Here is a 12,668-nt window from a genome sequence, read left to right as displayed (position 1 = left end):
AATGGGATATCCAGCCACATGTCACCAAAGGTCCTAGGACCTTGGTCGGGGACATGGCGGACCAATTGTAAATAGATCGGCAGTTAGGGCGTTTGTTTCCTTAACTATGTTGCAAGTAATACACGCTTCATGGCTTCGCGCCGCTTGTGCCTCCCGTGGTTAACGCATAGTTTCCAAGGAGGGGATATATAAGGGGCTGTGCGGCATGTTGGGTCGCTTCATCAAAGGGCAGGGCGATGCGCGGTTGCCGCAGCCCGTGGCGTCATCACTTTCATCGCCGTCGACGGACACTCAGCTCGAGGTCGAGACCAAGGATGACGACTTTCTGGCGCTGAAGGTCGATCTGCACCGCCATCTCATCGACCGTTTCAACCTTGCGGCTTTGGAGTCGGCCAGCAAGGAAGAGATATTGAACGACATTCGCCCGATCGTGCGCGAATTCGTTCGTGCCCGGAACGTGCCGCTGAATGCGCGCGAGCTCGACCAGCTGACCAGCGACACTGCCGACGAGATGCTCGGCCTGGGCCCGATCGAGCCGCTGCTCAAGGACGATTCCATTGCCGACATTTTGATCAACACCCACAAGCGGGTCTTTATCGAGCGGCGCGGCGTGCTCGAGGAAACGTCGATCCGCTTCCGCGACGAGGCGCATCTTCTGAGGGTGATCAACAAGATCGTATCGAACATCGGCAGGCGTGTCGACGAGTCGACGCCGATGGTCGACGCGCGCCTCGACGACGGCTCGCGCGTCAACATTGCCGTGCGGCCGATTTCGGTCGACGGCCCCTTGGTGTCGATCCGCAAATTCTCCAAGCGTCCATATTCGCTGGAGCGATTGATTGCCTTCAATTCGATCCGGGCGCCGATGGTCGACCTGCTGAGGATCGCTGTGCAATCGCGCAAGTCGATCCTGGTGTCGGGTGGCACCGGCAGCGGCAAGACAACGCTCTTGAATGCGCTGTCGAGCTACATTCCGACGAAGGAACGTCTTGTCACGATCGAGGACGCGGCTGAGCTGCAACTGCAGCAGCCGCATGTCGGCCGGCTGGAAACGCGACCGCCCAATATAGAAGGCAAGGGCGAAGTCCGTCAGCGCGAACTCTTGAAAAACGCGCTGCGCATGCGGCCCGACCGCATCATCGTCGGCGAGGTGCGCGGCGAGGAAGCTTTCGACATGCTTCAGGCCATGAACACCGGCCATGAAGGCTCGATGACGACGATCCATGCCAACACGCCACGCGATGCGATCTCGCGGCTCGAGCAGATGGTGGGCATGGCGGGCATGCCGATGACGAATGATTCGATCCGGGCACAGATAGCGTCGGCCATCGACATCATAGTGCAGACCCAGCGCCTCTCGGATGGCGGCCGGCGTGTGGTCTCCATTTCCGAGATCACAGGCATGGAGGGCAACGTCGTCCAACTCCAGGAAATCTATCATTTCGTTCGACGCGACGTCGCTGCGGATGGCAGCATCACGGGCGAATTCCGCGCCACCGGCGTGCGCCCGCGCTTTGCGGCTGAAGTCGCCACCCTCGGGCATCATTTCGTCAAGGATGCCTTCAATCCGCAGGTTCCGCTCTGATGTTGACGGGCCAGACTTTGCTGTACCTCATCTACGTGCTGGCGGCGGCATCAGTTATTATCGCCGTGGAGGTCATGTACCTTTCCATTGCCGGCACTCGTGCAAGAGCCGGCGTTATCAATCGCCGCCTTCAATTCATCGGCCAGGACGCCCCGGCGGAACAAAGTCTGCAAAGCCTTCTGCAGGAACGTGGCCTGACGGCATCGGGCGATTTCGCTTTTGGCGCTGTAGCCCTCAATCGACTTTATACACAGTCAGGCATAACCGGCAGTCCGGTGAGCTTTGCAGCGGTTTTCGCGTTGGCTGGCCTTGTGCTTGCCTTGATCGCAATTCTACTGTTGAGCTCCTCGGTCCTGGTAGCGAGCCTGATTTTCCTCTTCGTGGGATTGGCCCTTCCCTTGCTTGTGATGAGGCGCGCCAAAAACAGAAGAATCAACAAGTTTGCGGCTCAACTCCCAGATGCGCTCGACATGATCGTCCGCTCGTTGCGCGCCGGCCACCCCACAACCGTGGCTATTGGGCTTGTCGCGCGCGAAATGCCTGACCCGCTTGGTACCGAATTCGGCATTGTGTTCGATGAAATCTCGTTCGGTCTTAGCTTAGAGCAGGCAGTGCGCAAGTTGTCCGAGCGGGTTGGCTTCGAAGGGGTGCAGCTTTTGTCCGTATCGCTCTCCATTCAGGCGAAAACGGGCGGTAACCTTACCGAGATACTGTCCAATCTTGCTTCGGTTATGAGGGAGCGACGGAAGCTCAGGTTGAAGATCAAGTCGCTGTCGGCCGAGGGAAGAATGTCGGCTTGGATCATTTCTCTGTTTCCGGTGCTGATGTTCCTAGTTCTTTGGGGTATCGCGCCGAGTTACTATGGAGATGTTTGGGGTAGCCCCCTCATACTGCCAGTCTTCGTCTTGTTCGGAGGTTGGGCGCTTCTTGGCGACTACATCATGTATCGGATGGTCAATTTCGACTTTTAGGACCGGGCGCAAATCTTGCTAAATGATCTCGGAAATTCGCCGCTGCTGTTGTCGATCGCTGTGTTTCTGGCGGCGGGCGCGATCTTTCTGGTTGCAGCTCTGATCTTGGTGCCGGTCTTCGAAACGAGGCGGCGAATCGCGGACCGCCTGGTATCCGAGGGTCTCGTCAGTCGTCGTTCTCTTACAGCACAACAGGAAATAAACAGGATCTCAGCCCAACGGCCCGTCGATGCGTATTTCAAAGCTCTGGAAAAGGAACGAGGCGAACCAAACGCGCTAGAAGCAAAGTTATTTCGCGCCGGCTTCCATCAACCGAGCGCCCCGATCATCTATACGATTTGTCGCCTCGGTGCCGTAGGCGTCGGATTTCTTGTTAGTTTTGTGTTATTTTCTTATCTGCTGCCGCCCCAACTGCCCAGTGTTCTTGCTTTCCTCGGTGCGGCCATGCTCGGGCTCGGTTGCCTTGTCATCCCCAGCATTATGCTGGACCGCTTCGAGAGCACCCAGAAGCAGATTTATCGGCGAAGCTTTCCGGACTTCATGGATATGATGATCACCTGCGCCGATGCCGGCATGAGTCTGGAGGCGGCAGTCGAGCGTGTCGGCGCCGAGCTTGCTGGAACTCACAAGTGGCTCGGCATTCAGCTTGCCATCATGAATTTGCAGTTGCGGGCCGGCAAACCACTGCGTGAGGCACTGCGCGAATTATCCGATCGTATCGGTCTCGATGAAGCGAAGGCCTTGGCCGTCTTATTTCGGCAGTCCGAGGAACTCGGCACCAGCCTTACGGAGGCGCTTCGTATCTACAGTGACGAAATGCGAGGACAACGCATTCTGCGGGCTGAAGAGCGGGCGAATGCTTTGCCGGTGAAGATGATGATCCCTCTGGGTCTCTGTATCTTCCCGGTGGTGATGATGGTCGTGATGCTACCGGTGATAATCCGGATGAAAGGCATTTTCTTCTAGTTGAACGGGGAAGCCACATGAAGAAGCTGATTGCCGCCGCGGCCGGCCTGTTGATGATAGCACTTGCCGGCTGTCAGTCCGACACCGGCGGGGTCGTGCGCACCAACGAACCCGCCAAGGGCGATTACACCGCCTTCGGTGACGCCTTCGACGGGCTGAAGACGGTGAGCGATGTCGACTATTACGCATCGGACCAGGCGGTTACCGAGGCCAAGACCCAGTTCCGTTCCGAAAATTACGGCAACGCCGGCGCCTTGTTCTACAAGGCAACCAGGCTCGCGCCGAATGATGGTGTCGCCTGGCTTGGTCTCGCCGCGTCCTGTGACCGCATAGGGCGCTTCGATCTGGCCGATATGGCCTATGGCCGAGCCTATCGACTGCTCGGCGCGACGCCGGAATATTACAACAATGTCGGCTATTCCTATCTGCTGCGCGGCAAGCTACAGCAGGCGCGGACGAATTTTCTCAAGGCATACGAGCTGGCGCCAAACGATCCTACCGTAGCGAACAATCTGAAGCTGTTGTCGTCCAGCGTGCAGAACATCGAGCGGTAGGGCAGGCCATGCTTCTCGCCGTATCGATTATCCTCAAGGCTCTTGCCATCCCGGTGCTCGCAAGAGTCGGATGGACGGACTTCACAACCCAAAAAATATCCAACGGCAATGTAGGCGTCCTGCTCTGCCTGGGGCTCGGTTCCCTGCAACTCATGTCCGTCGAGTCCGGGTCCTGGTGGGACATGGGAATGAGCACGCTCGCGGGATTGCTGCTCTTCGTCGTGCTCTTTCCGTTCTGGGCTTTGCGCAAGCTTGGCGCCGGCGACGTGAAGCTTATGGCTGTCATGCCGTTTTTGATCGGAGGCAGCGGCCTCGCCCTCTTTTCCATCCTGCTCCTGGTGCTTGCCCTCGCCACCGCTATGGTCATGAAATTTCCCTTCATGCTGCCGGAAGGTGCCTTCCGCGTCTATATCCAGCATTTGGACCGCAAGGGGGTGGTACCGTTTGGTGTGCCGATCGCCGCCGCCGCAATCTGCACAATAGCGTTTCAAGTTGCGGTCAGCGCTGGCGCGTTCGTTATGCCGGTTTGACAAGACGCTGCCGGTTAACCCTTTGGAAACCATTAGCTTGCGCTGAAATTGGCCAGATGGTTGAATCGGAGCTTGGCTGTGAGGGTGCTGTATGGACATCCTGAATTTGAAGGGTCTTTTGATCGCGGCTATGATCTTCTTGCCGCTTGAGCACCTGCTCGCCCTAAGACCGCACCAGAAGATATTGAGGAAGGCGTTTTTCAACGACCTCATTTACGCCCTGTTCAACGGTGTTCCCATCAAACTTGGCATGGCAGCGCTTCTTGCGCTGGCGACGGGCACGATAGGGCAACTGCTGCCCGCCTATGTTGCGGCCGCAGTATCTTCGCAGCCGGTCTGGCTGCAGGTTTTTGAGATTGTCCTGGTTGCAGACGTCGGGCTCTATTGGGCGCATCGTGCCTTTCATGCCATTCCGGTCCTGTGGCGCTTTCATGCGATTCACCACAGCATTGAAGAGCTTGATTGGCTTGCCGGATCAAGGGTTCATCCAGTCGACCAGATTCTTATGAAGGGCTCGTCATTGGTGCCGGTTTTTTTGCTGGGCTTCAGCAACGAAGCGATAGCAATATTTGCGTTCATTTCCTGTGGCCACGCCATTCTTCTGCATTCCAACATCAAGCTCAACATCGGGCCTTTCCGGTGGCTGATCGCGTCCCCTCAATTCCATCATTGGCACCATGCCAATGACCGCGCCGCATACGACAAGAATTTCGCCGCCCAGGTTTCACTTATCGATGCGCTCTTCGGTACGATGCACCTGCCTGGCAACGCGGTGCCGGAGCGGTACGGTGTCGATGAGCCGATTCCCCCGACCTACGTCGAACAACTCGTTTATCCACTGGCTCCAAAATGGGAATGGAAAAGGAACGGAAGGGTCGGTTATAGCGTGGAACCGCTCCCTGGATCTATCCAAGAGGGTGGCGCGAATGTTGACTGAGGATTTTATTGGAAGAATTCTGATCGTTGTCGTCACAACGGTGTTAGCTGTACTAAGTTTCATCGCGCTTTTATTTCATTTTAATGGAGAAACGCCAGCGAGTATTCTTGCTTTTACTACAAAGATATTTTCCGTAACGTTGCTGCTTTTGCAGATTATCATGACCACTGCCCGTCTTCCGCCGAAGGGGACGGCAGCGGGCGTCAAGCCGAGAATAATATCAGTGGCAGGCTCGTTTATGATGCTGGTGGCCATGTTCTTGACCGAGCCAGTCGACAGCGAGTTGCTGCAAGTGGTGGCGCTTTGCTTGATTCTGGTTGGCACGGCGAGCTCGATTTTTTGCCTGTTTTGGCTTGGCCGCTCCTTCTCGATCATGGCCACGGCACGCCGATTGGTCACCACCGGGCCCTATTCGATCGTGCGCCATCCCTTGTACGTGTGCGAGGCCGTCTTTGTTCTTGGGATGATTGTCTCGCATTTCTCGGCGATCATGCTGGCGCTGGGAATCATCCAGTTTTTGTTGCAGTTCAGGCGCGCCAGATACGAAGAACTCATCCTACGCCAGACCTTTCCGGAGTATGAAGAATATGCCAAGCGCGTGCCGATGCTGGTGCCTTGGCTTGCCCCAGCGCCGGCGCTCTCGTCCGACACGGAGGTGTAACTATGACACTTCAGGCCGCAGCGAAATCGGAGCCGGAGGTAACGCAAAGAAAGGCTTATCTCTTCGGGCCGATCGTTGATTTCCTGATGCTTGGCGGCAGCGCCTTCGTTCTTCTGCCTCCACTATTTTTCGTTCCGCTCCGATATGAGGGCGTGATTTCTGCAGCGATGCTTTTGCTGGCGAACCTGATAAATCATCCGCATTTTGCTCACTCGTATCAGATATTCTATCGGAATTTTGGCAGAAAGGTCCGTGGAGAAGGATACGGAAAGGACCTGCAGGTTCGTTACATCTTTGCCGGAATTATCGTTCCAATCATTATGGTTGTCTTTTTCGCATACGCGTTTGGCACCGGAAACACTCGGCTGCTGGGCTATGCGAGCAACGCAATGGCGTTTTTTGTCGGCTGGCACTACGTCAAACAAGGCTATGGAATGCTCATGGTCGACGCTGTGCTTAAAAGGAAATTCTTCAACGACGGCGATAAGAAGGTGCTACTGATCAATAGCTATGCCGTATGGATATTAGCTTGGCTAGAAGTAAACTCAGTAATTACGAGGCTTGAACTCTGGGGATTAAACTACTATACGTTCTCCGCCCCATCTTGGATCATAAATGTTGTGATAACCGCGGCGGCGGCTTCAACCGCTGCCACCATAGTGATGCTGATCAACCGCTGGCGCAAGAACGGCAACACGCTCCCGTACAATGGTGTCATTGCATACAGTGTGTCCCTGTACGCTTGGATACTGCTCGGCACATACAATCCACTCTGGTTGCTAGTGATACCGGCGCTGCATTCGACACAGTATCTGGCAGTGGTTTGGCGCTACCAGACCAATGTCGAGCGGGATCAGAAAGATGCGGGACAGGGTGTTGAACTTAAGATACTTTCTCCGCTTTCACCAAGGTACAAGCTTCGTGTTGCAGCCTTTATCATTGTCGGTGGAATAATCGGAGCTTTAGGATTTTGGTTGGTTCCAATGGCGTTGAACCAATTGGTTCCCTATAATAGGGAGGTTATGGGTTCTACAATATTTCTATTTATTTTTTGGGTATTTATCAACGTTCATCACTATTTTCTTGACAACGTGATGTGGCGGCGAGGTAACCCAGAGGTGTCAAGATATCTATTCAAATAGACATAGATCCCCTCAAAACCCCGACGTCGACTTCTCCACCAGCTTCAGCTGCCCCTTTTCCACCCTGAAAAACGGCATAGACCTCTGGCTCGAGCCGTCGGCGCGGAAGCGGAATAGGCCGGTCGAGCCGCGGAAGCCGCGGGCGTTCTCCAGCACCTGCTTGTTGAAGCCGTCGGGGCCGGCCGCGCTCGCTATGCCCGCGCTCAGCGCCACCATGTCGTAGGCATAGGCGACATTCATGTCCGGCTGGTAGTGGTAGGTCGCCTTGAAGCGGTCGGCGATCGGCCCGGTCTCGCCTTGGTCGAGCGTTGCGATATAGGCGCCTTCGTAGAGCGGATCCATCGGGCGCTCGAGCCAGCGGTCGGTGCCGATCAGCGTCACCGTCTTGCCCGGGATGCCTTTCGCCTTCAGCGCCGCAAGCACCGCCGTCGGGTTGCCGTCGCCGCAGGCGACGACGACGGCGTCGGGCGCCTCGACCAGCGAGCTCATGTCCGACACCACCTTGGCGCCGCCATCCGTCGCCGAATAGGGCAGCGTCACCGCAAGCGTCGCGCCATAGATGCTGAGCGCATTGGCGACCCGTGATTCGATCGCGCTCGAGTCCGCGCCCGCCGGCACCATCAGCACGAATTTCCTGGCGCCCTTGCCGGCGATTGCAGCCGCGCCGGCGGCGGCGCTGTCGGCTTCGCTGAGCCGCACCGCATAGACGCCCGGGCCGCCGGCGAAATTGTCGGCCAGCGCCAGCACCGGCGGCCGCTTCGAGCCGGACAGTTTGGCAAGATGCTGCGTGGCCGCCAGCTCCGACGGGCCGATGACGGCCTTCGCCGTGCCCGACGTGATCGCCTTCATCGCGAGATCCTTGGCGTAGCCGCTGTCGCCGCGTGTGTCCTGGATCGTCAGCGTCAGAAGCTTGTCGCCGAGATCGGCCATGGCGAGCCGCGCGCCGTCATACATCTTGCGGCCGTTCTCGCCCGCGCTTCCGGGAGCCGAAAGCGGCAGCAGCATGGCCACCCTGGTCGGCCCGGTGCCGAGTGTCAGATTGGCCTGCGCGGCGGCGGCCGAAGTCGGGCCGCCCGCGGTCGCGCTGCCCTGGGGCGGACCGGCCAGAGCCGAACTGCCCACGGCCGAGTCGCTTTGAACCGTGCTGTTTGCCTGCTGGGCAGGCGCGGCCGCGCTGCCTGCCTGGCCTGTCGGCGCCGCGATCGCCGATGGATCGAGCACGTCCGACGCGCCGCTTTTCGACTGGCAGCCGGAGGCGGCCGCGGCAACGACGAAGACGAGCGCCAGGGCTCGCCAAGGCTCGCGTCGGAAGCCGGCTGGCCGTGTCACGCCGGCATGGGCTGCAGTCGGCGCTAGGGTCGCGCAGGCGTCCGCCTCCCCCCAGGCTCTCATATCCATCATCGCAACCGGTCGGCGCAGCGCACGCCCATCAGCTCAGTGCATGTACTCGACCATGCGGTCGTGGAAGCACTCGCATTTGTTGAGCGTATCTTCGTCCTTGTAGTTCGTCTTGAGGTAGCCATAGGCCATGCCGCAGGCGACCTTGGCTTCCGAAGCCCAGACGAAGGCGGGGCGCGAGGAGTGGATCCATTCCGGGCTGTTGGCGACGGCGACCGATTCATCCATCAGCTTCACCACATGGTCCTTGAGCTCGACCATGTTGTCGGTCAGCACCAGGTCCGAGGTGCCGACGGTACGGCAGTAATTGATCGCCGGCTCACCGATGATGTCGGCGGCGAAACCTATCGATCCGGCCAAGAGCAGCGCCGTGGCCGAAGCCAGCAATCTTGCGTAACGCTTCATGTAAGTCCCTCTCCAAACTACGAATTCACGCTTCGCTAATGCATAGCATGGGAATGCCGCCACACATAAGTGCCGAGCCGCCACACATAGGTGCTAAATCGTGGCCGTGTGCTGCTGATGGTTCGAGTCGTCGTAGAGAATGTTGATCGTTCCGGCGGCAGGTGCGTTCTGCAGCACCGCGACGTCGACGAAGTTGGCCGGATTGCCCGAGCCGCTGGTGTCGACGCTGACGGTGCTGGTTGCGCTGTTGTAGTGGACATAATCGGCAATGTTGCCAGCCGGTGCCTTTTCGAACAGCGCGGATAGGTCGACCTTGTCGCCTTCGGAGCCGTGATAGTCGCTGATCAGATCCTTTATGTTCAGATTTTCGATCTTGAACGTGTCGGCGCCCGAGGTGCCGGCGAGGGTCGAATTGCCGCCAGAGCCGGCACCATCGTAGTTGCCGAAGCCGATGTCGGCGACCGCACCGGTCTGACCGTCGGCAGTGGTGAAGGTCGCTTCGCCATAGGTTACCACCGAGCCGTCAGCCGAAATCGACTGCTGGTGGTTGCTTTCGAGACCGATCTCTACAATGCCCAGGGTGGCAAGAGACTTGAACTCGCCAGCATCTGCGACACCGTTTCCATTGGCATCCTGCCAGACACCAAACTTCGAGAAATCGTGGTCGGCGGCGGTCAGTTTGCCGTCATGGTTTGTGTCGTAGAGCTGCTCAAGTGCGGCAAGATCGGTCGCGGCGCCAGCAACATGCTGCGTGAACACGATTTCAGAACCGTTGTTGACCTTGCCGTCGCCATTGAGATCGATCGCGAGGATGCCGTCGTGGGAATCGACCCAGGCGGTTTTCGAAGCGACGCCATCGCCATTGTAGTCGAACGATACCGTCGAATGCGTAAGGTCGGTGGTGTGGATCCCGTCATGGTTGAGATCGAGCACGACCGGGGCAGCTACGGTAAAAGGCGTCAGGCCGGCGGCCACGTGGACAGTGAAATTCGCCGTACCGGTCTTGTCGCCATCTCCATCCGTAAGTTGCAGCGTTACTGGAATGGTATGGTCGACGGTGGTGCTGCTGACGCCGAGATCCGTCAGGTTGAGCTTGGTCTTGCCCGACGATTCGTACGCGTCGACCCATGCGATCTGTAGGCCCGCAGGCGAGTTGATCGTTAGCGACGTCGCACCGGTGGTCGGGATGAAGGAAGCGGTGCTTCCATTTGTATAGTGGGCGACGAACTCGATCTTGTCGCTTGCCGAAACCGCATCGAACGTGAACTTGGCATAGCTGACGCTTGCAATGGTGATGGCAGGAGGGACGTATGCGCCGGCACCATCATAGTCGTTAGGCGTGCCGAAATCGAAACGCATGAACTCGCCGGCATCGAAATTGTTGTTGCCAAGTCCCCAACCGGCGTTCGATCCGTTGACATTTGAGGTCTGCGTCAGCGCCGGATTGCCGCCGGCAAGCCAGTTTGCTTCATTGAAGCCTCCGGCTGGAGCCCACCCGGTCACCATCACGACGTTCTGCCCACCGGCCGTCACGACAATAGAATTACTGGGCCCGGATCCGTAGGATCCGCTCGACGCGATGGATACATTGCTCACGGTGCCGTCCAGCGGCGCCAGGAGGTCGAATGTATACTGGCCCGACGTGCCGGCGTTGGGATTTACAGTGATGGTGAAGACCGCGGTGTCGCCCGCATCATGCGAGCCGTTGTTGTTGTTGTCGGCATAGGCGGTCAAGACATTGCCCACCTGTTCCGTGATGAGGTTGTGCCCGCCGGAGGTAATGCCCGTGGTGTTGGCCGTGATCGTCATGGCGGCCCCGGCCCCATCGGCGCCCGCGCTGAAGTGGAGCGTTCCGACCGCTGGTGCTTGCAGCGGATCATTGCTTGCCTGCTGGCTCTGCACCGTGCCCAATGTCGGAATGTCATCGACGACGTCGATCTTGACGGTTCCCTGGACGGTGTTGCCGTTGGCGTCGGTGGCCGTGTAGGTGAAGCTTTCGGCTCCCGCCACGGTGTTGGCGCCCTGGACCGCGCCGCTGTTGAATGGCGTGGTCAAGGTGTAGGTCCAGGCGCCGTTTGCCTGCAGTTCGAACACGCCATGCGCCGTCGTCTGGCTGATCGGCGTGTAGGCGATTCCCGTGCCCGCCACCGTAAGCTGGCCCGTCACCGTCTCGGCAGTGCTTGCCGGAGTGGAGCCCGTCACCGTGCCGGCGGCAAGGTCGGTTGGATCTTTGGTCAGGTCGAGCGCGGCTTCGTTGACCTGGCCGGTCTGGTTGACGGGGGCCAGCGTCACGTTGGCGACATTGATGGTCAGCGTCGTGGTCGAGGTGTCGCCGTCGCCGTCCTTGACCGTGTAGACGAACGTGTCGGTCGCGTTCGACGAGATTGCGTTCGCGGTCGCCTTGTATGAGTACGAGCCGTCCGCCTGCAGCGTCAGCGTGCCGTACTGGCCGACGATCTGGGTGTTGATGCCCGTGGCCACCGCCGTGGTGGTGTCGCCGTTTGCGGCGCGCACGCCGACCACGCCGCCGCCGGCGGCATAGCCGTCCGCGCCCGACACGTCGTTCGACAGCACGCCATTGGCGGCGTTGACCTGCAGCAGCGCGCCTTCCGTCACATTGCCGGTGTCCGCATTGGCCTTCGGAATGTCATCGACGACGTCGATCTTGACGGTTCCCTGGACGGTGTTGCCGTTGGCGTCGGTGGCCGTGTAGGTGAAGCTTTCGGCTCCCGCCACGGTGTTGGCGCCCTGGACCGCGCCGCTGTTGAATGGCGTGGTCAAGGTGTAGGTCCAGGCGCCGTTTGCCTGCAGTTCGAACACGCCATGCGCCGTCGTCTGGCTGATCGGCGTGTAGGCGATTCCCGTGCCCGCCACCGTAAGCTGGCCCGTCACCGTCTCGGCAGTGCTTGCCGGAGTGGAGCCCGTCACCGTGCCGGCGGCAAGGTCGGTTGGATCTTTGGTCAGGTCGAGCGCGGCTTCGTTGACCTGGCCGGTCTGGTTGACGGGGGCCAGCGTCACGTTGGCGACATTGATGGTCAGCGTCGTGGTCGAGGTGTCGCCGTCGCCGTCCTTGACCGTGTAGACGAACGTGTCGGTCGCGTTCGACGAGATTGCGTTCGCGGTCGCCTTGTATGAGTACGAGCCGTCCGCCTGCAGCGTCAGCGTGCCGTACTGGCCGACGATCTGGGTGTTGATGCCCGTGGCCACCGCCGTGGTGGTGTCGCCGTTTGCGGCGCGCACGCCGACCACGCCGCCGCCGGCGGCATAGCCGTCCGCGCCCGACACGTCGTTCGACAGCACGCCATTGGCGGCGTTGACCTGCAGCAGCGCGCCTTCCGTCACATTGCCGGTGTCCGCATTGGCCTTCGGAATGTCATCGACGATAGTGATGTTTACGCTGCCGGCGCCATGGGTGCCGCCGATGCCGTCGACCGCGACCGAAACGCTGTCGGGCAGCGTGTTGTTGCCGTTGCCGGCAGGATGGGTCTGCGCGGCGCCGAGCGTATAGCTGTAGGTGAA

At 59.1% G+C, this 12,668-nt stretch carries 11 protein-coding genes; 8 read left to right on the top strand and 3 right to left on the bottom strand.

Annotated features, from left to right (window positions below):
• Positions 1-205: 205 nt before the first annotated feature.
• The 8 genes from FJ988_RS00055 to FJ988_RS00020 all read left to right on the top strand — a co-directional run bounded on the left by FJ988_RS00055 (position 206) and on the right by FJ988_RS00020 (position 7,346).
• Positions 206-1,585, top strand: coding sequence for a CpaF family protein (locus FJ988_RS00055; RefSeq protein WP_140814551.1), 1,380 nt, complete (start codon positions 206-208; stop codon positions 1,583-1,585).
• Complete coding sequence (locus FJ988_RS00050; protein ID WP_140814550.1) at positions 1,585-2,556, top strand: type II secretion system F family protein; 972 nt, start codon at positions 1,585-1,587, stop codon at positions 2,554-2,556. Before FJ988_RS00055 ends, FJ988_RS00050 begins: the two co-directional genes overlap by 1 nt.
• A gap of 15 nt (positions 2,557-2,571) precedes the next feature.
• Complete coding sequence (locus tag FJ988_RS00045; protein WP_140814548.1) at positions 2,572-3,522, top strand: type II secretion system F family protein; 951 nt, start codon at positions 2,572-2,574, stop codon at positions 3,520-3,522.
• A gap of 17 nt (positions 3,523-3,539) precedes the next feature.
• Entirely contained in the window at positions 3,540-4,076 is a 537-nt protein-coding gene (locus FJ988_RS00040; RefSeq protein WP_140814547.1) for a tetratricopeptide repeat protein, read from the top strand.
• An 8-nt stretch (positions 4,077-4,084) separates the two neighbouring features.
• Positions 4,085-4,606 carry a prepilin peptidase gene (locus FJ988_RS00035; RefSeq protein WP_140814545.1) on the top strand — a complete coding sequence of 174 codons (522 nt, stop codon included), beginning with the start codon at positions 4,085-4,087 and terminating at the stop codon, positions 4,604-4,606.
• Positions 4,607-4,697: 91 nt separating this feature from the next.
• Positions 4,698-5,543: a sterol desaturase family protein gene (locus tag FJ988_RS00030; protein WP_140814544.1), complete on the top strand. Its 846-nt coding sequence runs from the start codon at positions 4,698-4,700 to the stop codon at positions 5,541-5,543.
• Positions 5,533-6,204 carry an isoprenylcysteine carboxylmethyltransferase family protein gene (locus FJ988_RS00025; RefSeq protein ID WP_140814542.1) on the top strand — a complete coding sequence of 224 codons (672 nt, stop codon included), beginning with the start codon at positions 5,533-5,535 and terminating at the stop codon, positions 6,202-6,204. The genes FJ988_RS00030 and FJ988_RS00025 overlap by 11 nt, the downstream gene beginning before the upstream one ends.
• A gap of 2 nt (positions 6,205-6,206) precedes the next feature.
• Positions 6,207-7,346: a hypothetical protein gene (locus FJ988_RS00020; RefSeq protein ID WP_140814540.1), complete on the top strand. Its 1,140-nt coding sequence runs from the start codon at positions 6,207-6,209 to the stop codon at positions 7,344-7,346.
• Positions 7,347-7,358: 12 nt separating this feature from the next.
• Here FJ988_RS00020 and FJ988_RS00015 read toward each other — a convergent pair whose 3' ends face one another.
• The 3 genes from FJ988_RS00015 to FJ988_RS00005 form a co-directional block, all read right to left on the bottom strand.
• Positions 7,359-8,738 carry a penicillin-binding protein activator gene (locus FJ988_RS00015; protein WP_140814538.1) on the bottom strand — a complete coding sequence of 460 codons (1,380 nt, stop codon included), beginning with the start codon at positions 8,736-8,738 and terminating at the stop codon, positions 7,359-7,361.
• A gap of 42 nt (positions 8,739-8,780) precedes the next feature.
• A complete protein-coding gene (locus FJ988_RS00010) occupies positions 8,781-9,149 on the bottom strand; it encodes a hypothetical protein (protein WP_140814537.1) in 369 nt (122 codons plus the stop codon).
• Between the two features lie 93 nt (positions 9,150-9,242).
• Positions 9,243-12,668, bottom strand: a 3,426-nt coding sequence (locus FJ988_RS00005) for an S-layer family protein (protein ID WP_140814535.1), incomplete at its 5' end; no start/stop codon positions are given.

Source organism: Mesorhizobium sp. CU3, assembly GCF_006442965.1.
Classification (GTDB): Bacteria; Pseudomonadota; Alphaproteobacteria; order Rhizobiales; family Rhizobiaceae; genus Mesorhizobium.
Note: the sequence above shows the minus strand (reverse complement) of the source record. Positions and strands in the feature narration are given on the sequence as shown.